This is a genomic window from Sphaerospermopsis aphanizomenoides BCCUSP55, assembly GCF_001586785.1.
Taxonomy (GTDB): Bacteria; Cyanobacteriota; Cyanobacteriia; order Cyanobacteriales; family Nostocaceae; genus Sphaerospermopsis_A; species Sphaerospermopsis_A aphanizomenoides_A.
The window spans coordinates 1-20,525 of record NZ_LUFH02000032.1 but is presented as its reverse complement, the minus strand read 5'-3'; the positions used below and the strand labels follow the sequence as shown (position 1 = coordinate 20,525).

The following is a 20,525-nucleotide window of genomic DNA, read 5'->3' as shown; positions in this document are numbered from 1 at the left end:
ATTGTTGACAAATTGATTACGAGCGAGTTCATCATCATTTTTACAAAAGGATCAGACATCATGTCTTCTAAAAAAAACAAAAATCTGTTTTTACAACTCATAACCTCTACTGGAAGCAAAGTTTTTAAGCTATTGTTTTTGCTAGGTTTTTTTGGGGTTGTATTACAAGTTACTGATAGTTATTATTTACAACAACAATGTCGTCAACAATCAAATACAAATCAGCAGTCTTGGAAATGTTCTATAGGTTCTCCTTTGCTTGGAGGTTTAGGTTCAAATTTTTTACAAGCAGCAATCACAATCTTTGTGCTTGAGCTTGCTTTAAAAAGAGAAACATTGAAAGAAATTCAGGTAATTATTAATAATGCCAAGCCCACAAGATATCTCAAAGAATTTTTTATACACATAGAAGACTATGATGATCTAATTAAAGAAAGTTTTCATGCGTCTTTAGAGGGTCAAGAAATTAGATTGTTATGTTTGTTTGAAGACGAAATATCAATTTTTGCAGGTTCGCAGAATTTAAAAAATATCCGAGAAAAAATTGTGAATGGATGTAAGTTAAAAATTTTGGTTTTACACCCAAATTCATCTCTTTTGGATTGTTTATAACAATCTGGGTTAGCTAGAAAAAGTAACTATCCAACTATTTCCAACGCGTTTTTGGGTAAGTTAGATAATCTTTATCAAGATTTGGAAATGCAATACCATAGTAAAGGGATACAAATTAAGGGTTCAATAGAGGTAAAATTTCATAAAAACTTGTTTTCGCCAATTGGTTACTACTCAGATTCAAAAGATTATAGAATTGCATGGATGTATTTTTCACACTCTAACGGTAGTGAATGCCCAGCATTTCACATAGGCGGACAAGACTTAGTGGATGATACTGACAAACACTTTGAGTATTTATGGAGAGAGGCAGGCGCATTACTAATTAGAATAACAAAAGATCCTGCCAGCAGTCTTAATGAAATAAATCAAGTACGTTCTTCTTTAAGTACAAGCCAAAATTAGAAAATTAATTCCGATAAAATGCCTATTCTATGCCCAAGTTGTTGTCAAGAAAATACTGACAATGCAGCTATCTGTGTTTACTGTGGTACTCCTCTTAGTACCACTGCTCCCAGTCCATCTGCTCTGCAATCTGGTACATTACTAAGACAAGGAAAATATAAAATAGAAAAAGTCTTAGGACAAGGAGGATTTGGGATTACATATAAAGGTATTTATGTCCAAAATTCTGCCCCTGTTGCTATTAAAGAACTTTGGCCTGAAGGTGCTGCAAGACAAGGCAGTCAAGTATTTTGGCCTAGTTCAATTGCACCTGTAGATCGACAAAAACAACTCACAGAATTTCAAACAGAAGCTGGTAATGTACAGAAATGTGTTCATTCCCATATTGTCAAAGTTTATGATTGGTTTCAAGAGAATGACACCGCATATATAGTAATGGAATTACTTTCTGGTAAACCATTGGATAAGATATTAAAAGAAGAAGGCATCTTAGAAGAAAATCGTTTAAAACGTTATTTCTTACAAATTGCTGATGCTTTAAAAGTTATTCATAGTAATAACTTACTTCATAGAGATATCAAACCAGACAATATTATAATTGTGCATCCAGATAGAGCAGTATTAATTGACTTTGGTGCAGCTAGAGAATTTATTGCTGGACAAACAGCACGAATGACTGGGATATTAACAGCAGAATACGCTCCTTATGAACAATACCTATCAAAAGCTAAACGCTTTCCTGCAACAGATTTTTATGCTTTATGTGCATCTTTTTATGAATTATTAACTGGACAATTACCAGTTAACTCAGCAGAAAGAGCAGGTGCTTTATCTAGTAAGAGTCCAGATCCATTTGTTTCACCGCGAAAATTCAATTCTAACTTGAGTCCTTTAATGGAAAAAGTTATTATTACAGGAATGCAGTTTAGGGCTGAAGACCGTTTTCAAACTGCTGATGAATTAATTGATGCTTTAAATGGTAAATTTATTTCACCTATTCAAAAAAGAGCGCATGAATTAGTTCAACAAGGAAAATTAGGTGAAGCTGTTCAGACTTATGAAAAATTACTAACTCATGAACCTAATAATGGAGAAGCTGCGATTGAGTTAGCTTTAATCCAAATATACATTGATGACCAAAAAGCCGAAGTAGCTGCTCAAAAAGCAATTCAATTACAACCTAAAGATGGCAGAGGATATGGAGTATTAGGACTGGTTAATTGTCGTAAATCAAATTGGACAGAAGCAGTAAAATATTTACAACAAGCAGCTAATTTATCTCCTCAAGAAGCGTGGATACAAGCTAATTTAGCTTGGGCTTTAGGTAAAACAGGTAATTGGCAACAGGCAGAAATGGCTGTCAATCAAGCACTATCAATAGATGCTAATTGCACTTTTAGTTTAAGTTTACAAGCCTGGATCTATACTAAACAACAGCAATGGAAACCAGCAGTTCGCGCCGCTACCCAAGCAGTTTTTAGATTAAAGCAAACACCGTTGAGTAATTCTAAAGAATCACAATTATGGATTTATCCATACCTAATTATGGCATTAGAAAAAGCAGTGATTACTCAACAAGCTAACGATGTAGAAAGACGTATTCAAGAATTTATAACTCAAGTACCTGATAGTTCTGTAGCTTGGGGTTTAATGGGTTGGAAAAAAGCAAAGTATGGTTTATGGAATGATGCTCTTACAAATTTTGAACAAGCCAGCCGTAAAGCACAAGTTCCTAGTTGGATTTTAATCAATTATGGCATTACTCAAGAACATTTGCAAAATATTCCAGGTGCTATCCAAGTTTATGAAGTTCACAATCAAAAATTACCTCCCCATGCCTTTATTTGCTTTCGGCTAGGGACTTTATACGGTAAATTAGGACAATGGCCACAAGCAAGGATACATTTAGAGAAAGCTATTCATTTAAACCGCAATTATGCCCAAGCATATCATAATTTAGCCTGGGTTTTACTGAATCTTAAAAACCAAGATGGTCAAGTAGAGAATTTCCGAGAAATGTTATCAGCTTATCGCAAAGCTAGAGAACTCTATATAGTGCAACAAAAACCAACTTTAGCCGCAGGTATTCAACAGGCTTTTCAATGGATTGGTATGAATCTTTAGCGATAGAATAAATTTACATCTTTCAATCAAAAATAAAATTTTTATAGAATCAAAGATAGAAGTAAGTGAGCATATCATAAGTTTGGTTGGACTGTAAATTTTAAGTTTTGTAAATATAGGCTCTGTCTCAAAAATAGAACTATACAAACAAAATCCTTACTCCCAGATAATCAGTTTTGCAGAATGAGGATAAATTCAGTTGAAATTTATTTATAACCAATTGACTTTGGATTACAAAAAGTAACAATTCTCAAATATCTATTTACAAACATGGCTAATTTTTGGTATATATAAATGTGATAACTTTTGTACCATGCTGACATATATGAGCCACAAGCTCAATCAAATCATCCTATGACAGAGTTACTAGAACAGTTTTTAGATGGTACACCAGAAGATAAATCTCTCTGTGAACTCCTAACAATAATCGCTAATAAATCAGAGACAAGTTCTGAATATAGAAGGGCAGTTTCTAGACTAATTAGTAAAGCTCAAAAAATTCCAGGATTACTAAAATCATCTCATAGCAATTATCCATCTGCTCTCAACCTAACTTGGGAATGGCTGGCAAAAAACATCAAAAAATTTGAGCCAGGAACGCCGTCAATTCAAAAAAGCTTATTAAATTGGATTAACGGTTATCTCTACTGGCGAATTAAAGATTTATATTCCCTAGATGAAAACTACATTCCACTAGATAAAAAACTTTCTCATGGTCAAATAGGTAATGATGAAATAACATTTGCTGATATAGTTTCTAATACAGATTCTAATACTTCTGCTTTGAAACGTCGTCGAGATGCAGGAGAACCAGATGGATTAGATATTTATATTCGGAAACTTCAAGACCAAGAAATTCAAAAAATTTGGTCAAAAATAGAAGATTATATTAACGAAGATCCTCAAGGTAAATTACGCAACTGTCACCCTAGAGAGTGCGAAAAGTGCAATTGTAAATTTCTGGCAGAACGATTATTATTGAAAGAACCTCCTGATGATTTTAAATTACTTACTGAACAAGTAGGTATTAATTATCAGACAGTTTATTCTCGATGGAACAGAGAATGTAAACTTTTATTAGTAACTATTAGTCTAGAAATTGGATACATTCCCGGAATATTAAAACAGTATATTGAGGAAGATAAAGATGGTTTATTAAAAAAATGTTGTAAATATGATGATGCTTGTAATGCTAAGTTTTTAGAAATGCAACTGCTACCTGAGTTTCAAAAACACCAAAAATCTTTCGATGAAATTGCCCAAAATATGCAAGATCAAGGAATTAAAAAAATTACAACTGAAAAAATTAAAGATTTTTGGGAACAGAAATCTTTACCATTACTCAGCAAAATTAATTTTCAGCTACAAAAACAAGCTAACCCTCAAAAAAAATCTATTCCTTAAATATCATGTTTACTCTTGAAACTGAAATAATTACCATCCCCATTGACGCAAAAGCTAAAGATTTAGCTGATGAATTTGCGACTGAACAATTGACTGTGCAGAAAGGTAGACGAGTTTATTTGAATACTTTGGCAGTTTATGCAGTTCATTGTTATTTAAAATGGTTGCAAATTCCTACTAATTTGGAAGAAAGTGAAAGCTGGAACCCGATATTACAATCTGCTTATGATGTGGCAGATTTGGTAATTCCTAATGTGGGTAAATTGGAGTGTCGCCCCATTTTTATTGATGAGTTACAAGGGGTAATAAACATACCTGTGGAAGCTAGAGAAGAGAGAATTGGTTGTGTAGCTGTTTTATTTAGAGATACACAACTTAATGAAGTGGAAATCTTGGGTTTTGTACCATCTTTAGATGCAAATAATTTACCAGAAGTAATCCAAATTAAAGAGTTGAGAGGGATTGAGAGTTTAATAGATCATCTCGAAGAAATTGAATCAACTTCTGAATTATCACAAGAGTTTGCAAAAGTTAGAATCAGCAAAGATTGGTTGCGAAATAAATTTAGTGAAGCTTGGCGCACAGAGCAAGAATTGATTGCTGGTCGTCGCGGTGGTAATGAACGTCTTGCAGGAGAAATTAGTCGTGTTAAATTAATCAATATTGCTGAAAATATTGTTGCTTTATTAGTATCTGTTACATTAGAAGCTGATAATGAATTTAACATTTTGTTTCGTCTTTATCCAGCCGGACAAGCATTTACACTACCATCTGGTTTGAAATTGAGTATTTTTGATGATGAAGATGGAGAATTATTGGAAGAGGAAGAAGCCGGACAATCTAGTAATTATATTCAAATAGAGCTTTTAGAAGCTGAACCAGGATATTGCATGAGTGTGCAAATATCTTTAGGGGAAGTTAGTTACACAGAACATTTTGAGGTTTAAATCAAGATTGACAGAATTAAGTAATGGACAAGGTAGTTAGCTTTGATTTACAAGGAGATTTACGCCACGGGTTTAATGTTACTGTCCAAATTGGACGGGAAAATGCTGCACCTTTTGTCAGATTTAAGGGCAAATTACCAGCAAATCCTTCAATATACGAACAATATAAAAATTGGCAGGAAGGCTTTAACACAATTAGATTTACACGAGGTGCTAAACCTAAACCTAAAAAAAGTAAAGTAGACTGTGGTGTACTAGCCTCGAATTTTACAGCCGATTTTAACGCTTGGCTCAATTCACCTCATCAAGAATGGCAAAAAATTGTACATGGTTTACACAAGCATCTCCGTTTGAGTGATGAAGTGCGGTTTATTATTCAGACAGATAGTTTGGAAGCTCAACGTTTACCCTGGCATTTATGGGAATGGTTCTCTAATAATACGCCTAAAACAGAAGTAGCAATTAGTTTACCAGAGTTTGAAGAACTACAGATTTTATCCTCTCTTGCTAAAAATGTGGTAAATATTTTAGTAATTTTAGGACATCGAGGTACAGAGGATGCTTCAGATTTAGCTGTAAATCTTGATTGTCGAGAAATTCAACAGTTACCTGGTGTAGAGGCAGTTATTCTTGGTGCAGAAATAGAAGAATTGAGTTTAGAGAGTATTCAGAAAGCTTTGCGATCGCACCGTTGGGATATGCTATTTTTCGCTGGTCATAGTCATACACAGGAAGAAATTGGCTACTTGCAGCTGACAGACAAGCTCAAAATTTCCTTGGATGATCTTAAAGACAGTTTAATAGAGGCGATCGCTCACGGTTTAAAATTAGCAATCTTCAACTCCTGTAATGGGTTGGGACTAGCACGACAAATGGCAAGGTTGCAAATGCCCCAAGTAATTGTCATGCGCGAAAACTTGCCCGATGAAGTAGCACCAGATTTTTTGCGGAACTTTCTCAAAGCCTATTCTCGCGGGAAATCTTTATATACCTCTGTACGTATCGCAAGACAAGCATTACACGAGAATTGGCACGAAAAATACCCAGGAATTGCTTGGTTGCCAGTAATTGGTCAAAATCCCGCCCAATTGCCTATTACATGGTATGAACTTCGAGAAGGTTTCCGTTCTCAAAAACGTCGCAGACAACGGCCAGAGGATGAAAACGCCTTATTAGATAAAGTTAGAACCTATTGGGTGGAAGGAGTGTTAGAAAAATCTTTGCATGGTAGGTTACGGGTTGAATTGGGTTTAGAAGAACGTTTGGATGCGATCACCCATCCCTGGGGTATGGTGTGGGAAACACCAGAACAACTCCGTCAGCAACTTGCTCCCGGTACAAGGGTAATTGATATTTTGAATGAAATGGGTAAAGGTGGAACACTGCTAATTTTAGGAAAACCAGGATCTGGCAAAACTACAACATTGCTAGAACTAGCAGAAGATTTAATTACTCATGCAGATCAAGATAATACATTACCCATACCAGTTATTGTTAATTTATCTAACTGGAAAGGCGGAAAACAAACTTTAGATGAATGGTTAGTACAAGAACTCAATGAAAAATATCGTGTCTCTAAAACTCTCAGTCAGCAATGGATTAATACAGAAAAACTGCAATTAATGTTGGATGGATTAGATGAAGTGAGGAGAGATAGGCGTGATTCCTGCATTTACGCTATTAACCAATTCATTCAACAACACGGAAAAACAGAAGTAGTAGTATGCAGTCGTGTTCAAGATTACGAAACACTCAAAAGCCGTCTTCAATTTCAGGGAGCTATCTACGTTCAGCCGTTAACAGATCAACAAATTGAAGACTATCTTTAGCAAAGCCGATGCTGGTTCTAATGAATTTAAAGGATTGAGAGCTGCTTTAGAAACAGATGAAGTGTTGCAGGACTTAACAGAATCACCTTTAACACTTAATATAATGACTCTCGTATACCGGAATCTTTCTGAAAAACAAATTTCAAAGATGCCATTAGCAGAAAGACGCAAAGATTTGTTTAATCGGTATATTGAGAGGATGTTTTATCGTCATCAAAAAAATATAAATCCTAAAAATAGCCAAAAATATGAAGAATTGTACTCAAAATCACCCAGTTTAAAATGGTTAATTTGGTTGGCCAGGAAAATGCAACAGCGTTCTCAAACTATATTTCTCATTGAGAGAATGCAACCAAATTGGTTAACCAATAAAAAGATAAGATTCTTATATTCCTTAGCTTTTAGTCTAAGTTTTGGTAGCATTGGTGGCTTATTAATTGGGATGATTATTTGGTTAACCATTGGTGTACTGTTTGAAGGGTTGTGGGGATTATTATTAGCAGCTATACTGGCTCTCTTGTTTGCTATGATAGGTGCAATTTGGGCAGCTTTAACAATAGGTAAAGTTTCCTGTGAAATAGAACCTGTGGAAACATTAAATTGGTCAATTAAGAATTTCACTAAATCACTAATTGGGGGAATAATTGCTGGATTAGTAACTTGGAAATTCACAGGAATGAATGTTTTTTTAATAGTTGGCTTATTAATTAGCATGATTTTTGGCGTTCAAGGACCAAATTTAGAAAAAACTACGTTTCCTAATCAAGGTATATGGCAATCAATTAAGAATACAATCTTGTTTTCAATTATTGGTGCTGTGGGATTAGGTATACCTGCGGCCTTCCAAACAAAAGGATTATTGTCAATAATTACTAGTTTAAGTTCTCTACAAAATCAAATCAGCAATATAAATCTCATTATTGCTGGTATTATTGCTGGTTTATTTTTCGGTCTTACTCAAGCGGGAATAGCTTGTTTACAACATATTAATTTACGATTTGTTGCTTATATCTCTAAATGTACTCCCTGGAATTATGCTGCTTTCTTAGATTATGCCACTGAAATAATATTTCTTCAAAAAGTGGGTGGTGGATATATATTTATTCATCGCTCACTCCGAGACCACTTTGCAAATATAAACCCAAATCAGTAAAACATATATGACTAGAGTATACTCTAAACGGTTTAAACCTGGACTTTTTTAAATGCCTGAAAATTGAGAGTCAATAAGCTATCTAGCTTTTCTTTTTTATCAGTGTTTGCAGTGACAATACAGTTAGAGATTGCTGCTTTAAAATCACTAAAAGTAGCATAGTATTTAGAGTACAAACATTCATTTATAATAAACTTCCAAAACCGCTCAATTAAATTTAACTGTGGTGAATGGGGCTAAATGAGCAGGCATGCAGAAAGTTACGAATGAATCGCACTTACTTCTATCTCGGCTCAATACCATCTATATTTCACAATCCAAAATGGTATTACTTGACTAAACCAACATGAAAATTAATTCAAACCAAATCTTCCAACAAAGCAGTAATTTTCCCCTGGGCTTTAGTGCGGTTATCATCATAAATCATCAAAGTATTCAGATTGGCATGGCGGCTCAACTTCTGCACACTCCTGACATCCCCACCACTAGCATCCAACGCCGCCGTCACCGATGAATGTCTAATTTTATGGGGGCTGACAACTTTAGAAATCCCCGCCACACTAGCAATCTTCACCACAATCTTGCGAATACCATCCCCCGTCAGCCGATGTCCGTAGTGAGGCCGCAGAGAAATAAACAACGGTTGCTTGATATCTAATTCCTTCCTTGTCCACAACCAATCTTGCAAAGCATCACAAGTTTTAGGATGCAAATCAACATTTTCCTTCTGAGTTCCCTTACCCTTACCCAAAATACTCAAAGTCCGTAATTCCAGATCCAAATCCTCAATATTACAGTGAGAAACTTCCTCCCGTCGCAGAGCATTAGCCCACAATAACCGCAGCAGTGCATAATCCCGTTTACCTTTAATAGTTTCCCGGTCTGGTATCGACAGCATTTTTCTAAAAGCTTCAGGAGTAATACCCGAAGTATCTCGGTAAGGTTGAATTTTCTCGCTCTTGATATCAGCTAACGTCCACTCACACTTACCCACCTTATAAGCATAGTTCACCAACGCCTTAATCGCCGCCAAGCGGCGGTTAACAGTAGCTTCCTTCAAACCCAAATCAACCAACTCTGCCTTGTAGCGCAAAACCAGCGTTACAGCCGAGTACCTATCCATTTGCAGAAATTGTCCCACCAAAGCGGGAGTTGGTTGTTGACCGCACACAGACAGGAAAAATTTATTTAAATCTTTAGCGTATTCATGACGGGTATTTTTATTACGCTTGCCCACCAACAATTCTGCCAACAAATCGCGTTCAGCGGTAATGGCAAAGGGGTTCACCTTAGCGAGTGAATTTGACTCTTGGGGTGGCTGCATATAATTATCGAAAACATCTCTTTTCGATAATTACTTTAGCATTGATCTGCACCACCTGACCGCCCAGCCAGCCCGCCACCGAGGTATGTGCAGAATGGGACACGTTGTAAAGATATGTGAAGCGATGTTTGAAACCATTGATTTGACGTTGTTTCAATATGGGGTAAAGACAAGATGTGACCAAAAACCTGCAAAATGATTTGAGAAGGCTTGATTTTACGTTGTAAATAACGGCTTTTTTGAGGAAGAAAGTAACATCAAAACCAGACAGGGCAGGGGTTTCCAGACCATCTTGCAGAAAATTACTCAAATCTCGGCTTCATACCTATTTGGCTCAAACCCCTGCCTCACAACCGATTTCATTTTATGCGCGAATTTTGTTGCCTCAAACCCTTATAACTTCGTTGTTCAAATTTCATCTTATGTGCGAACCCACATACCATTTCCGTTACAATATTCGATATCAAGCACAGATATCATGACTATCAATAAAACCCCGCCCAGCGAGATGATCCGCGTGCCAACTGTACTAATTTCTGTAGTACGGCAACTATCAAAAATCCACCGCGAAGGACACACAACGGCGTTACTGGAAGCGTTACAGGAAGTGATAGCACAGTTTGATAGCAGCGTGGAATTACCAGTTACCGAGTTACAGCAGGTGGAGGAGAAGCTAGAATCACTCTCTACTCACCTTTCTCAACAAGATGAACTGCTGGCCAGTAAATTAGAAATCATTGGTAAACATTTAGAAAAGATTGAGCGATCGCTTGCTTCTGGCAGATACAGTGGTGGTAACTCTCTTACCCGGCGTTCAGCGTATCCATACCAATATCAGCAACCAGTAGAAATCAATTCTTTTGCACCGGAGAACTTAGCCATGCGGTTAGGGGTGACACAACAGAGTTTAATGAATGAATGGGAAACCAAAAGCGAAAAGGAATTTATTAGCTGGTCTAGGAATCGTGACCCCAGTAGTTTAGGATGGAAATTTCAGGTTAGTGATGGGTTGTTTTATCCGGTGAGGCAATAGTAAATATAGTTGTTTAACTTAAAAATGATTAAAAATGAGACAAAAAGTGATAGGTTCTGTAGATAATGATTCTAGGATAACCAAGGCAGTCCAATTGTTTGGAAGATTAAATTTCCGTGGTTATTGTTTAGCTTAATGTCTCAATCTAAAGTTAAATGACTGTTATCAATTTAATTGGAATTTATTTCTAAGCTGTTAAGCACCTAAATTTACTGCTTTGATACAAAAAATCCCCTTCTACACCAGGGGACTGTGATTACCAATTTTTTCGCAAACATAGTTCAATTGTACTATATAAAAATAATATTGACAATGGGTGTGGCGATTAGCTGCTTATTTGTTTCCGCAGTCTTGGGGTTCTCTCTAAAAATAGGCGATGGGCTACACCCTAAAGGCAATGCCTACGGCGTATCCCTTACGAAACCGAACAGTATTGGAGAGCGAAGCGATCGCCCAAGAACAGCTATCAAAACTTTCCTCTAAGAAAACCCCGACATATCAAATAATGACAACTGACCAGGAGAAACGTTACCCTTACCTCCTCTATGGTATCCTAGATGACATCCACTACAGAGACAAATTAGGTTCTCAACTCTGTTATCGGCTGGTATCATATTGTGGTGATGAACTTGGAGGTTATAGGCACGGGGTTTAATATTGTCAGGTGGTTTTTCACCAGGACGTAAACAGACACGACCACATTTTTGACAACGCCAATCAGCTTTTTCTTTGATATCTCTAGCTAATTCTTTCCAGTGTTTTGGATATCGCATGACAACTGTTTAAACTGGATTTCAATGTTTTACTATTATCATCTCAATATAACATTTTGTGGGTTTTATTGTGAAGATTTTACTGATGTTCGATAATTATTGATAGATTATATCAAAGATGATAAATCATTTTATCATTGTTCAAAAAATCCATCAGGTCATCTGTTAATTGCAGCAGTATGATCTATTTCGGTGAAACAGATTATATAAAATATTGACCTTGTTTTTTTTGATAATATAAGTAATTTGATTGTACATCTTTTGGTTTGATTCTCACTATTTCCCTGGCAATTAGTTTCTCAATCATTTTTCTAGCTTGATCCTGAATATTGACACCTGCTGGAAGAACAAATCTTTCTAAGAATTCATCTATCATTTGTCTGGCCTTATCCTGAGCTTCTGTATCTTCTATATCTTCTAGAAATGCCATATTCCAGGCCATCGCAGCTATATTCAATAAACTCTCATAATGGGTCACATCGAAATTGGGAAGTGTATCGGAACGAAATGAATAAAGTTCCAAAGATTCAACATAAGGTTCAACGAACTGTTCCAGAACCTCTGACATTTTTTTTCTCTGTGCTTCCAGATTTTTCCGCTTATCTTGGGAACTTTGCCCTTGTTTCATCAAATCCTGTTCGCGTAGCGTGGCGTTAGCCATAAATCCCTGGACTTCATTGCCATAATTACATCCTGTTGGTATTTCTAAAATTTTTATTCAAATAAGATAGAGGTTTCAATTTCCGTATTAACAATCAATTATAACTCAAATTAATGACTTCATTACCAAGTAATTTGGGTACACCAGCCAATAATTCTAACTTTTGCAATTTTACAGTTAACCAAGGCTGACCTAAACCTAAAGAAGCAAAAGGGCTGTGTTGGGGAATTTCTAAATTAGATTTTAATAAGCTTATTTGAGACTGAAAACTATTTTGAAAATATAGTAACTCAGAACCTAAACCGCCGAAAGCATTACCTCTCAATTCTTGTTTCCACCATGTAGATAAGCTCAACCAGTCTTTTTTATAAGACAGTTGGTATAACTCCCTTTGGTTTTGTTTAACACTAACCTTACCATGATTATCCCAGCTAAATTCAGCCATTTCTTTGGGTAATCCCCAAATTTCCCTACCTCCAGCTACGGAATCTTCATTATCTACATAAATATGGGAAATCCAAGCACCAATATATCCTTGATAGCGTACAAAAGCTGGAACTACAATTAATTCATTGTATTCCAATAAAGAACCAGCTTCATAGGAAGATACATAAGTTCCCGCCAAAGTTTTAGCGGGTAAAAGGGAAACAATCTCTAATTCGGAGGGAACAAAAGAAACAGCTTGCTTGATATCAACTAAGTGCAAGGTTTGAATGGCATAGCCTTCAAGTTTCCAAGGAGCATTTGGATATGTCATATTTCTGGAAAATGCTTACGTCTTTTATTTTAATCTCTGATGCCACTTCATCTCTATTTCCCAGGTATCATATCATCACCGGTTAAATACTTATTATCATTAAGAAACCGCATGGGGGCAAGATGCAGGGGGAAAAAGAATTTTTGGATTTCTGCACAAACAATTTACAGCACTTTTGGAGTAAATGAGGTACACCAATTTTAGAAGGTAGTTTTAAAACTTGAAATTCAATCGGTTACTGTACCTCATAAACCTCGAATCTGCTGTATATCGCAAGTGCTGAAGGGGAGACATGATATCACTCCCCAAATTAATTGCTTCAGAGACTTACCTCTGACTGCCTCGGCTGTTTCATTCTAAAATTTGACATTTTATGTATTTACGATAATGCTTTATTTTAACCTTCAGGGATTCTATCTCACGGCGGCTGAAAATACCTAAATTCGTTCGTTGCTTAAATCTAGAATTAAATAACCTTGCTATGACTGCTCTTACACCCCTGTTAAATATTTGATACTAAAAGGAGTGTAGTTTTGAATTAACCAAACAGCTAACGCTGCATTGAGTGGATCAATGAATGGAATTAACGAAGCAACTATGCTAGAAACACTTCCTAATTTCCTGACCACAAATTCTTTTCCATTTCAATTTACTCAACAGCAGCAAAAAGCCTTAGATAAAATGTGGACATTTGTCCAACCAACCGTCACTGCTGCTTTATTTCTGTTAGTAGGATTTGCCGGAACTGGGAAATCAACCATAGTATTCCAACTTGTAAAAGTGCTGGTAGCTACAGGTAAAAAAGTTGTATTAACTGCACCCACAAATAAAGCAGTAGGTGTACTGCGAAGGATGGCAGCAGAAAATGGAGTAACTAACGTAGAATTCTTTACAATTCACCAATTACTAGGATTAGGAATGGTGACTAGAGGTAAAGAGAAAATACTGGAGCAGATAGGACCATCCTACATCAATTTATTTGATGTTGTCTTTATTGATGAATGTTCCATGATTGGCAAACAACTGTGGCATTGGATTGAAAATGTTGCTAATCAATCATCACCCTGGACACAAATCAAAATTATTCTCATGGGCGACCCTGCACAATTAAATCCAGTCAATGAAAGAAAATCTCTCAGCTTTCAAGTAGCAAATAAAGCAGTATTAACTCAAGTTGTCCGTCAAGGAATTGATAGTCCTTTATTAGAGTTTGTTACTGCTGCTCGCTATGCAGTTACTCAAAGTAAACAACCATTTAATCCCTTTGCTAAATATTTACCTGATAAAAGCAACGGTTCGCTCATGGTAAAACGTCAAACTTTACTGCGGTATGCGTGCAAAAAGATGTCTAAAGAATTTGTGCATAATCCAGATTGTTTCCGTATTTTATCATGGACTAATGCCCAAGTTGACTTTTATAATCAACAAATTCGGACATATTTGTATGGGAAGAATGCTAACAGATTTATTCCTGGGGAAAGATTAATTACTAGAGATCCGGTGATAGCACCTGATGGAAAAACTGCCATTCTTTCTACATCTACAGAATTTAATGTTGTAGATGTGTTGGCAGAACGTTATAACAACTATGATGCTTGGAGATTGAAAGTAGAAACAGATGAAGCAATTGTGCGTCAAATTTACGTTTTACATGAAGATGAAGAGAAACGATTTAAACAAGAAACTCAACGGTTGCTCAGAAGTGCCAAACGTAATCCTTTCCTGTGGAAGCAATACTATAAACATTTAGAGCAGTTTGCTAATATCAGAAATTGCTTTGCATTAACTGTGCATAATAGTCAAGGTAGCACTTTCTTAGAAGCAGGTATTGATGGACAAGATTTGAGTAAGCGATTGAATCCAGAACGGGGAGAGGATAACAAATCAATTCTAGCTAAAATTAAGGAGTTTAATCGTTTGTATTATGTTGCTAGTTCACGAGCTAGACAGCGTATTTTGGTAATCCGGTAATCTATAAACGGCTAAGAATCCTCAACTAAAATAACCATATTTTGAAATTTGAGAGTAGCGCAAGTTTCTTTGTGGTTGCGTGGTTTAATTTTCAATTAGCACGTTTCGATACATAGGTTTTTGCTTTCACATTTTCGTATTGTTTAGGTAGGAATCACTAATAATTTAGTTGAGATAAATTACACATTTTCCATACCGCGTTCCCATTACTTACAGCAGATTCGAGGTTTATGAGGTACAGTAACCGATTGAAGTTGAAGTTTTAAAACAACCTTCTAAAATTGGTGTACCTCCTTTACTCCAAAAGTGCTGTATCTCTGTAATTTACAAGGTAGAGAATTGTTGGAATAGTTAGGAATTATTAGGACTTACACAAGTATAATGTACATACAGCAGATTGCAGATCAATGAGGTACAAAATCTAAATTGAAACCTATACACAAAGCCACTTTTACTCCTGTACGAGTAAAGCACTGCTAAACTGACTCCTGATAGCGTAGCGTGGCGTAAGCCATATTTTGCTGTAATTACATCATTGCGTTGACCTTACCCGCAGGGTATTATGAAAACATAATATCATAAAAATTTGCTATTGCTTCCCTCCATTAAGTTACAGATGCAATGATAAATTTTGTTAGCGTAAGTCCTGATTATCTCTTTATTTTCAACATTTGATTTCCACCTTTTTGAAATTCATAACCAACGGGTTGTATTTCGATATTAAACTGTTGAATAGAAAAGAGATTAAATACTGGTTCAAGATAAGGTGATGGTTCACAATCAAGTTTAACTAAGGGAAAAATCCTCACTTCTTTTGCGATTCTCAAGAGTTCATAAATAGATGCAATGTGAAAATCGAGAGATAGTTGGTCAGAATAAAGAAAGAGTAAATGAGAACAAACGCATAGTTCAAATTGATTATCACCAAATTCTAATTTGGGTAAAGATTGTGATAAATAACGTCCTGCTTTTCTCCCAGTTTCATAGTCCAGTAAAAATTTCTCCATTGCTGCCAAACGAGCGTCACCAAGTTGTTGTGCATCATGAAAATTATTCCAAACATAGCGGTCTGCATTTTGTCTTACCTGGGATATAATTGGTTCATAAGTTTCTTGAACTCGTTGTCTAATTTGGTCTTCAGAAAAATCATAAATGGGGTCAATAGAAATAACTGAATATCCCAGTTCTGTCATTTCAGCGTTGAAGCTGGCTGGACCATCACCACAGCCCAGAATTTTCTTGTTCAGGTCTGTTTCAGATAGATTAAACATTAGCTTATACTCTTGCAGTGTTCTACCCCAAGGCACAACTTCATTTAATTTTATACTTTTTCGGATTTAGTTATATTTAGGAGTTTATCCTAGTCTACTATAGCAATCCTATCCCAACCGTGAGAAAAGCCTGAGATAAAAATCCTGATTTTATAACTATTTTAAGTTGGTTAAACTTTTACTTGGCATTTAGTATTACTAGAGTTACAGCATTTTAAAATTCAGTGAGTTACACCAATTTCAAAAGGTAATTATAACACCTAAATTCAATCTTTTACTGTACCTCATCAACCTCGGATATGCTGTAAATTATTAGTTATGGTTATAGATTAAATGATCGCTTGAAAAATTGATTTATAGATTCATAAAATTTGTTTCTGCTATCGCAGTCTTATAGTCATGATGCAATCAGAGATAAAGGATCATGACTCAAACAGCGCAAAAACAAAAGGTAAAAACTGCAAAGCAGACAAAACAAACAAGTGCTGCTACTACTGAAACAGAAAAGGCAAAACAAACAAATACTGTTGGTACTCAAATAGAAAAGACAAAAACTAAAAATGCTGCTACTACTGAAATAGAAGATGGAGTATCAACAAATAGCACAGAAATCCCTGTACGTAAAAAGAAAAAATCTACCTCTATTAATTCTGACACTTCAGATGGAACAATTCAAAAACAGCGAACTAAGAAAAAATCACCAAAAAAAGAATCAACTCCTCAACCAATTATAGAATTAGGAATGGACGTGATTTGTGAACAAACTAAATTTTACAATGCGCTGTTTTTAGTCCATTGTGCTACACCAGCTAAACCGAGTCATCCTATTCTTGCCAATGTCCTAATTATTGCAGATGTTGAAACACAACAAATACATCTAACTGTCACAGATTTAGCATTAACAATTCAAGCGAGTTTTGCAGCGCAGGTGTTATTAAAGGGTGAAATTACTGTACCAGTGCAAATGTTATTTGAGATAGTCAAGCATTGTCCTCATGGTAATATTTCTCTGAATAGTCAAACTCAAATAATACATCTGACAGAAGAGGAGCAGTCAACAAGGATATATTCTCTTAGTATATCTGATACCGATGGTAAATATGAAATTAAAGGTATCGGTGCTGAGGAGTTTCCACCTACTAATATCATTGATACTACTCCTGTTTCTTTGCCAACAATCGTTTTCAAAGATGGTTTGAAAAGTGTGCTTTATGCAGTTAGCACTGATGAAAATAAATATATTGTGACTGGAGTTCATGTTCAACTTACACAGGAGAAATTAAAGTTGATAGGTACTGATGGACATCGAGTTGCTATTACTGAACTTTCAACTCAAGGAATTGGTAGAAAACCACGTCAACAAGTTACATCTGACGAGATGATTAAATTTACTCTGCCTGGTCGTGTGGTAAGAGAAATAGCACGAAATTTAGGTGATGATGTAGAATCAATAAATATGCTGTATGATGCCCAAAGTAATCGTTTGGGTTTGGCTTGGCAAGATGTCATTCTTAGCTGTCCAGTTCTGGAAGGAATTTATCCTGATTGTGAACAATTATTAGCTCAATTTAGTTTTGAAAAAGAGGTGATTTTAGAAAAAGCACCGTTGGTTAAAGCACTGGAACGGTTAGCTGTATTAACGGATAAGAAAGCACTAGGAATTTATTTGCAGTTTGATGGCAGTTTACAGCAATTACGGTTATCTATTGAACGGGAATTTGGTAAAGGGGATTTGGTGATTGTTGCTAATTTACCATCAGAAATGATGTTGAATATTCAGTTTAATCTCAAGTATCTGATAGAAGCTGCTAAAGCTATTCCTAGTACGAGTATCAAAATGCACTTACAGCAATCCGATCATCCGGCTATGTTAGTTCCTTATGGAGACAGACCAAATCCAGATGTGGAAATGTCTATGCGTCATTTCTTGCTACCACTTTATATTCCAAAAGCTTAATAACTATTAACTGTCACATACTGACAAAAATCAGCTTGCAAGCCTACACTGACCTGAATAAAGGTACAGTGTAGGTAGTTGGCATTAGATACGATTTGTACTCAATTACCTGAGTTTTCTGCTTCTGTAGTTTGTAATTGTTCTACCTGTTCAACTGTTAAACCAGTTACTTTGGCAACTACTTCAATAGACATACCCTCCTTGAGCATATTGACAGCAACAAGTCGAACAGTTTCTGAGCGTCCTTCTTCTCGTCCTTCTTCCCGTCCTTCTTCCCGTCCTTCTTCTACCAATAATTGATAAGTGACTGACTCACGCATAATATCTCTCCGCAGCAAACGCTGAATCACTTCTTTTTCTAATACTAACCCAGCTAAGATAAATGCAGATGCCGCTAGGTTACTTTGCATCTGTTTGTCGGTGATGTTATCAATGACAGTTGCCACTTCCTGCAAAGTGTTGACTTTATTATCAGTGTTGCTTAAAACAGCAAAAGGCAATAAACCGGGGGTTTGCAAAAATGTTTCTGTCGGTTGTTCCCATAAGCGGATTACCTGGAAACGATGAAATGTTTCTTCTAAAGTAAATGTGGTTTGCTGAACCAGTTCTGAATCAGTCTTTTGCAAGTAAACTACTACTTGACGCATTTGCTTGTTAGGAAAGCGGCGATACCCCCGCAAACGGTAATCTGTCATGCGAAAAGGAATGTTCTTGTCTGGTTGAGTCTGAAACTCAATATGCAAGACTATTTCTGCTGATTGTCGAAGAATAAGAGCATCAGCGCGAATTGGTTCTAAAGATAGTTCTTTCGGACTTAACTCAGTTAGGACTATGGATTCACCTAATAACCAAGTAGCAAAGTCGCTAGAAAAGTTTTCTACAAGAAATTTACACAGATTGTCAAACATCAAATAATTTTACCAGAATTTTTGAGAAATTAAAAATGTGGTTTGAAAAACTTAAAACATCCTCCTAGATATCAGCAAATAAATCGCATATAGGGCTAGACAGAACTAAATTTGATAGAGAACAGGTGTGATTTCTGGTATCAGTAAATTTGGCTGAAAACAGTTGGATAAATCAGTCTATTTTACTTAAAACTCTATATGGTTAATGCTAACATCTGAATGCTTACAATTCTACACCTAAGACTTGCAAAATGTCTTTAACGGGTGCTTTCTGTTTTTCTAACTGCTCAACTCGATGTATTAACCGCTTAGGGATGTACTTAGAAGATTTGATCAGGCGATTGCCCTGAGTCCAAAACTCAAAATGATAATAAGCCTGTGGGTAATCTTTGCCTTTTTTGCTGATCGTGCGCCAGTGGATGTTTCCGCTACCTTCTCCTTTATGCCGGCGCATTTTACTAGGGCTGTCATTACTAGGGGAGAAGTCGGAATTACTAGGGTTTGATGGGATATCCCCTAGTAAATTACTAGGGCTTTGATTACTAGGGGAGAAATCGGAATTACTAGGGTTTAACGGGATATCCCCTAGTAAATTACTAGGGCTGTTACTAGGGGATATCTGTGACTGTTCCCTATTTTTACTAGGGGTATTGTCCATATACTCTAGTAAAATGCCATAAACCTTGCATATTCAGGGGTTTGGCGATTCCCCCTGGCACTCTTTCAAAGGTGATTACATTGGTGAACAGCGATAGCCTCCAAAACCGTAAACAGGAGAATCGCTCTAGTTGATCAGCAATGACACAGGTGATAAAATTAACAGGTAAAAAGCTAGTCATCCTCCTTAACTTTCTGCACTTCATCAAACAAATCCTCAATAGTGCAATCTAATGTTTTGCAAAGTTTGGCCAGTTTCACGAAGGTTTCTATCCCTCCTCGCTCTCGCTCCCAGTTACGCACAGTAGAAGGATCTACTCCAACTAAATCAGCTAGTTGGCGCTGAGTTAGATTTTTTTGTTTTCGCAGTTGGGCGACTTTTGAGATGTAAATTTTTTGCATGAATTAATTGATATTATTAGTATAGCAGGAAATTATTAACGCTAAATAGTTAGCACTACAAAGCAGGATACAAGAAGCAGCCATAAACACCTTACTATCATGTTAGGAGCAATAAGGACTGTATATTAAGGCTATAGGGGATAAAGAAAGTTGAAAAGAAAACACTAAATTGTCAATAAGCATTCAGCAGTCAGCAAGTAGCTGAAGAATATCAATTTTAGGCTGTAATTTGCTCTTATTAAATTAAAAATTGTGTAAATTAATAAAAATCTGCATCTTATTACTAATTCAATCTCAATAAAAACAAAAGCTGATAGCTGATTACTGATAGCTGAAT

20 protein-coding genes are annotated in these 20,525 nt (G+C 36.1%); 10 read left to right on the top strand and 10 right to left on the bottom strand.

The features are described from left to right. The first annotated feature begins 60 nt into the window (after positions 1 to 60). The 7 genes from A0J48_RS10230 to A0J48_RS10200 all read left to right on the top strand — a co-directional run bounded on the left by A0J48_RS10230 (position 61) and on the right by A0J48_RS10200 (position 8,474). Entirely contained in the window at positions 61 to 612 is a 552-nt protein-coding gene (locus A0J48_RS10230; RefSeq protein WP_200322765.1) for a hypothetical protein, read from the top strand. Between the two features lie 51 nt (positions 613 to 663). After that, positions 664 to 1,017, top strand: coding sequence for a hypothetical protein (locus A0J48_RS10225; protein WP_200322764.1), 354 nt, complete (start codon positions 664 to 666; stop codon positions 1,015 to 1,017). An 18-nt stretch (positions 1,018 to 1,035) separates the two neighbouring features. Beyond that, positions 1,036 to 3,141 carry a protein kinase domain-containing protein gene (locus A0J48_RS10220; RefSeq protein ID WP_200322763.1) on the top strand — a complete coding sequence of 702 codons (2,106 nt, stop codon included), beginning with the start codon at positions 1,036 to 1,038 and terminating at the stop codon, positions 3,139 to 3,141. A 354-nt stretch (positions 3,142 to 3,495) separates the two neighbouring features. Next, the gene (locus tag A0J48_RS10215; RefSeq protein ID WP_200322762.1) at positions 3,496 to 4,545 is read left to right on the top strand and encodes a hypothetical protein; all 1,050 of its coding nucleotides are present in this window, start codon (positions 3,496 to 3,498) and stop codon (positions 4,543 to 4,545) included. Positions 4,546 to 4,550: 5 nt separating this feature from the next. Beyond that, on the top strand, positions 4,551 to 5,492 hold the full coding sequence (locus tag A0J48_RS10210) for a DUF1822 family protein (RefSeq protein WP_200322761.1): 942 nt from the start codon (positions 4,551 to 4,553) through the stop codon (positions 5,490 to 5,492). A 23-nt stretch (positions 5,493 to 5,515) separates the two neighbouring features. Beyond that, positions 5,516 to 7,321, top strand: a complete 1,806-nt coding sequence (locus A0J48_RS10205; protein ID WP_200322760.1) for a CHAT domain-containing protein — start codon at positions 5,516 to 5,518, stop codon at positions 7,319 to 7,321. Then, on the top strand, positions 7,305 to 8,474 hold the full coding sequence (locus A0J48_RS10200) for a hypothetical protein (RefSeq protein ID WP_200322758.1): 1,170 nt from the start codon (positions 7,305 to 7,307) through the stop codon (positions 8,472 to 8,474). Before A0J48_RS10205 ends, A0J48_RS10200 begins: the two co-directional genes overlap by 17 nt. 358 nt (positions 8,475 to 8,832) lie before the next feature. Here A0J48_RS10200 and A0J48_RS10195 read toward each other — a convergent pair whose 3' ends face one another. Further along, positions 8,833 to 9,798 (bottom strand): tyrosine-type recombinase/integrase, encoded by a 966-nt coding sequence (locus A0J48_RS10195; protein ID WP_137669152.1) that lies wholly within the window; start codon positions 9,796 to 9,798, stop codon positions 8,833 to 8,835. 4 nt (positions 9,799 to 9,802) lie between these two features. Next, complete coding sequence (locus A0J48_RS10190) at positions 9,803 to 10,108, bottom strand: hypothetical protein (protein ID WP_200322756.1); 306 nt, start codon at positions 10,106 to 10,108, stop codon at positions 9,803 to 9,805. 168 nt (positions 10,109 to 10,276) lie between these two features. Here A0J48_RS10190 and A0J48_RS10185 point away from each other — a divergent pair, with 168 nt between their 5' ends. After that, positions 10,277 to 10,831: a hypothetical protein gene (locus A0J48_RS10185; RefSeq protein ID WP_200322754.1), complete on the top strand. Its 555-nt coding sequence runs from the start codon at positions 10,277 to 10,279 to the stop codon at positions 10,829 to 10,831. 479 nt (positions 10,832 to 11,310) lie between these two features. On the opposite strand, the gene A0J48_RS10180 is transcribed toward A0J48_RS10185, so the two are convergent. The 3 genes from A0J48_RS10180 to A0J48_RS10170 all read right to left on the bottom strand — a co-directional run bounded on the left by A0J48_RS10180 (position 11,311) and on the right by A0J48_RS10170 (position 13,022). Beyond that, positions 11,311 to 11,604: an HNH endonuclease gene (locus A0J48_RS10180; RefSeq protein ID WP_200322752.1), complete on the bottom strand. Its 294-nt coding sequence runs from the start codon at positions 11,602 to 11,604 to the stop codon at positions 11,311 to 11,313. 202 nt (positions 11,605 to 11,806) lie between these two features. Then, entirely contained in the window at positions 11,807 to 12,265 is a 459-nt protein-coding gene (locus tag A0J48_RS10175) for a hypothetical protein (RefSeq protein ID WP_200322750.1), read from the bottom strand. 94 nt (positions 12,266 to 12,359) lie between these two features. Next, positions 12,360 to 13,022: an acetoacetate decarboxylase family protein gene (locus A0J48_RS10170; protein WP_200322748.1), complete on the bottom strand. Its 663-nt coding sequence runs from the start codon at positions 13,020 to 13,022 to the stop codon at positions 12,360 to 12,362. A gap of 573 nt (positions 13,023 to 13,595) precedes the next feature. Here A0J48_RS10170 and A0J48_RS10165 point away from each other — a divergent pair. Further along, a complete protein-coding gene (locus A0J48_RS10165; protein ID WP_200322746.1) occupies positions 13,596 to 14,993 on the top strand; it encodes an ATP-dependent DNA helicase in 1,398 nt (465 codons plus the stop codon). 650 nt (positions 14,994 to 15,643) lie between these two features. Here the strand turns inward: A0J48_RS10165 and A0J48_RS10160 are convergent. Beyond that, entirely contained in the window at positions 15,644 to 16,264 is a 621-nt protein-coding gene (locus A0J48_RS10160; RefSeq protein WP_234300829.1) for an SAM-dependent methyltransferase, read from the bottom strand. Positions 16,265 to 16,688: 424 nt separating this feature from the next. Between A0J48_RS10160 and dnaN the strand changes: the two genes are divergently transcribed. Next, positions 16,689 to 18,221 carry a DNA polymerase III subunit beta gene (dnaN, locus tag A0J48_RS10155; protein WP_200322744.1) on the top strand — a complete coding sequence of 511 codons (1,533 nt, stop codon included), beginning with the start codon at positions 16,689 to 16,691 and terminating at the stop codon, positions 18,219 to 18,221. A gap of 101 nt (positions 18,222 to 18,322) precedes the next feature. On the opposite strand, the gene A0J48_RS10150 is transcribed toward dnaN, so the two are convergent. The 4 genes from A0J48_RS10150 to A0J48_RS10140 all read right to left on the bottom strand — a co-directional run bounded on the left by A0J48_RS10150 (position 18,323) and on the right by A0J48_RS10140 (position 20,188). Continuing rightward, positions 18,323 to 19,129, bottom strand: coding sequence for an Rpn family recombination-promoting nuclease/putative transposase (locus tag A0J48_RS10150; RefSeq protein WP_200322821.1), 807 nt, complete (start codon positions 19,127 to 19,129; stop codon positions 18,323 to 18,325). Between the two features lie 223 nt (positions 19,130 to 19,352). Then, the gene (locus tag A0J48_RS10145) at positions 19,353 to 19,583 is read right to left on the bottom strand and encodes a hypothetical protein (protein WP_200322742.1); all 231 of its coding nucleotides are present in this window, start codon (positions 19,581 to 19,583) and stop codon (positions 19,353 to 19,355) included. A 187-nt stretch (positions 19,584 to 19,770) separates the two neighbouring features. Further along, the gene (locus tag A0J48_RS26860) at positions 19,771 to 19,968 is read right to left on the bottom strand and encodes a hypothetical protein (protein ID WP_234300828.1); all 198 of its coding nucleotides are present in this window, start codon (positions 19,966 to 19,968) and stop codon (positions 19,771 to 19,773) included. Then, positions 19,961 to 20,188, bottom strand: a complete 228-nt coding sequence (locus A0J48_RS10140) for a helix-turn-helix transcriptional regulator (protein ID WP_200322739.1) — start codon at positions 20,186 to 20,188, stop codon at positions 19,961 to 19,963. The genes A0J48_RS26860 and A0J48_RS10140 overlap by 8 nt, the downstream gene beginning before the upstream one ends. Positions 20,189 to 20,525 lie beyond the last annotated feature (337 nt).

What these genes read in the sequence shown, in the direction of transcription:
- A0J48_RS10230 (WP_200322765.1), top strand. Translation starts at nt 61, where the DNA reads ATGTCTTCTAAAAAAAACAAAAATCTGTTTTTACAACTCATAACCTCT.
- A0J48_RS10220 (WP_200322763.1), top strand. Translation starts at nt 1,036, where the DNA reads ATGCCTATTCTATGCCCAAGTTGTTGTCAAGAAAATACTGACAATGCA.
- A0J48_RS10215 (WP_200322762.1), top strand. Translation starts at nt 3,496, where the DNA reads ATGACAGAGTTACTAGAACAGTTTTTAGATGGTACACCAGAAGATAAA.
- A0J48_RS10210 (WP_200322761.1), top strand. Translation starts at nt 4,551, where the DNA reads ATGTTTACTCTTGAAACTGAAATAATTACCATCCCCATTGACGCAAAA.
- A0J48_RS10205 (WP_200322760.1), top strand. Translation starts at nt 5,516, where the DNA reads ATGGACAAGGTAGTTAGCTTTGATTTACAAGGAGATTTACGCCACGGG.
- A0J48_RS10195 (WP_137669152.1), bottom strand. Translation starts at nt 9,798, where the DNA reads ATGCAGCCACCCCAAGAGTCAAATTCACTCGCTAAGGTGAACCCCTTT.
- A0J48_RS10185 (WP_200322754.1), top strand. Translation starts at nt 10,277, where the DNA reads ATGACTATCAATAAAACCCCGCCCAGCGAGATGATCCGCGTGCCAACT.
- A0J48_RS10180 (WP_200322752.1), bottom strand. Translation starts at nt 11,604, where the DNA reads ATGCGATATCCAAAACACTGGAAAGAATTAGCTAGAGATATCAAAGAA.
- A0J48_RS10175 (WP_200322750.1), bottom strand. Translation starts at nt 12,265, where the DNA reads ATGGCTAACGCCACGCTACGCGAACAGGATTTGATGAAACAAGGGCAA.
- A0J48_RS10170 (WP_200322748.1), bottom strand. Translation starts at nt 13,022, where the DNA reads ATGACATATCCAAATGCTCCTTGGAAACTTGAAGGCTATGCCATTCAA.
- A0J48_RS10165 (WP_200322746.1), top strand. Translation starts at nt 13,596, where the DNA reads ATGAATGGAATTAACGAAGCAACTATGCTAGAAACACTTCCTAATTTC.
- A0J48_RS10160 (WP_234300829.1), bottom strand. Translation starts at nt 16,264, where the DNA reads ATGTTTAATCTATCTGAAACAGACCTGAACAAGAAAATTCTGGGCTGT.
- dnaN (WP_200322744.1), top strand. Translation starts at nt 16,689, where the DNA reads ATGACTCAAACAGCGCAAAAACAAAAGGTAAAAACTGCAAAGCAGACA.
- A0J48_RS10150 (WP_200322821.1), bottom strand. Translation starts at nt 19,129, where the DNA reads ATGTTTGACAATCTGTGTAAATTTCTTGTAGAAAACTTTTCTAGCGAC.
- A0J48_RS10145 (WP_200322742.1), bottom strand. Translation starts at nt 19,583, where the DNA reads ATGCGCCGGCATAAAGGAGAAGGTAGCGGAAACATCCACTGGCGCACG.
- A0J48_RS26860 (WP_234300828.1), bottom strand. Translation starts at nt 19,968, where the DNA reads ATGACTAGCTTTTTACCTGTTAATTTTATCACCTGTGTCATTGCTGAT.
- A0J48_RS10140 (WP_200322739.1), bottom strand. Translation starts at nt 20,188, where the DNA reads ATGCAAAAAATTTACATCTCAAAAGTCGCCCAACTGCGAAAACAAAAA.